The sequence below is a fragment of the Actinoplanes sp. NPDC051405 genome, from assembly GCF_055586185.1.
The window spans coordinates 247771-249346 of record NZ_JBVJIR010000010.1; the positions used below are offsets into that span (position 1 = coordinate 247771).

The window sequence follows — 1576 nt, forward strand, 5'->3', positions numbered from 1 at the left end:
TTCCTCCCTTCCTCCTCTTCTCCTTCTTTTTTTTTTTCCCCTCTCCCCCCCCCCCCCCCCCCCCCCCCCCCCCCCCCCCCCCCCCCCCCCCCCCCCCCCCCCCCCCCCCCCCCCCCAAGCCCGTTGTGGTCCGGCATTTGCACTGTCTGCGGGCTGAGCGACCAGGCAGATCAGCTGTGTGCGGACACCGCATCCGCCCGGCCCGGCCGGCCCGGCCGGGCAGGCGGTAAGGCGGTCAGGCGGTCAGGCGGTCAGGCGGTGAACTCTGGTCGGCACGACCCGGGTCGGCGCGGCGCGGCGCGGCGCGGCGCGGCGCGAGTCAGTGCAACACGAGCCAGCGCGATTCCGGTCAGCGCGACCTTATAAGCACGCACGCGCCAGTGCCCTCCCGCAGCGCCACCCAGTCAGCGGCACCCCGTCAGCGCAACGCGACTCGGCGCGACTCGGGTCAGCGCAGCTCGAATCAGCGCAACGCGACTCGGCGCGACTCGGGTCAGCGCAGCTCGAATCAGCGCAACGCAAGTCGGCGCAACGCAAGTCGGCGCAAGTCCAGGCCGGCCCAAGCAAGCCCGGCCCAAATCCGCTCGGCCCGAGTCAGCTCGGCCCGAGTCAGCTCGGCCCGAGTCAGTGCGCGCCCCGTCGGCCCGACCGCAGTCAGTGCGACCCGAGTAAGCGCGACCTCGTCAGCGCGGCCCCATCAACCCGACCCCAGTCACCGCAGCTCGTCAGCGCGGCCCATCAACCCGATCCCAGTCACCGCGGCGCCGCCACCGCGGCCCGTTACCGGGACCCATCAGCGCGGCCCGAGGCGCCGTCACCGCGACCCCATCAGCGCGGCCCCAGTCAGCCCGACCCCGTCAACGCGGCGCGAAGCGGCGCGGGTGGTTATTCGGGGTTGTCGTAGGCGGTTTGGGAGGCGGATATGTATGGGAGGTGTTCGATTGCCCATTTCTGGAGGGCTCGGAGAGGTTCCAGCAGGGTTCGGCCGGCGTCGGTGAGGCAGTATTCGACGCGGACCGACACCTCGGGGTAGACCGTGCGGCGCACCAGGCCGTCGCGTTCCAGGCCGCGGAGGGTCTGGGTCAGCATTTTCTGGGAGACGCCTTCGATGCAGGGCCCAGTTCTGAGAAACGGGCGTCGCCTTCGCCCAGGACGCCGACGATCAGGACGGTCCAGCGGTCGCCGATGCGGTCGAGGATGCGGCGAGTCGCGCAGCCGGCGCTGATCGAACAAGAAACCCACCACCGAGCTCACGTAAACCTGGCCTACTGAAAGCCCCACCACAAACCACCCAGAGGTGGCTCGCAACAGCTCGGAAGCGTGACCCAGGGGTCAGCCGGCAACATATTCGCTCGCCGACCAGCCCGGCTGTAACCACGCGCCGCGCAGGCCCGCAGCTACGAGTCAGCGCGCCCAACCCGGGCCCGTTGCACATCCCCACCCGCAGAAAAGCAGCTCCGCGCCCACAGCGGGCTTGGGGGGGGGGGGGGGGGGGGGGGGGGGGGGGGGGGGGGGGGGGGGGGGGGGGGGGGGGGGTGGTAATAGGGTCGTCCCACCACAACAACAACACAAAAAA

Annotated in this window: 1 protein-coding gene; it reads right to left on the reverse strand. The window is 71.1% G+C overall.

The genetic code is table 11. The features are described from left to right. Positions 1–885 precede the first annotated feature (885 nt). Positions 886–1089: a winged helix-turn-helix transcriptional regulator gene (locus ACZ6S4_RS22800; RefSeq protein WP_465476847.1), complete on the reverse strand. Its 204-nt coding sequence runs from the start codon at positions 1087–1089 to the stop codon at positions 886–888. Positions 1090–1576 lie beyond the last annotated feature (487 nt).

Coding starts and splice junctions, on each gene's coding strand:
- ACZ6S4_RS22800 (WP_465476847.1), bottom strand. CDS start 1,089: ATGCTGACCCAGACCCTCCGCGGCCTGGAACGCGACGGCCTGGTGCGC.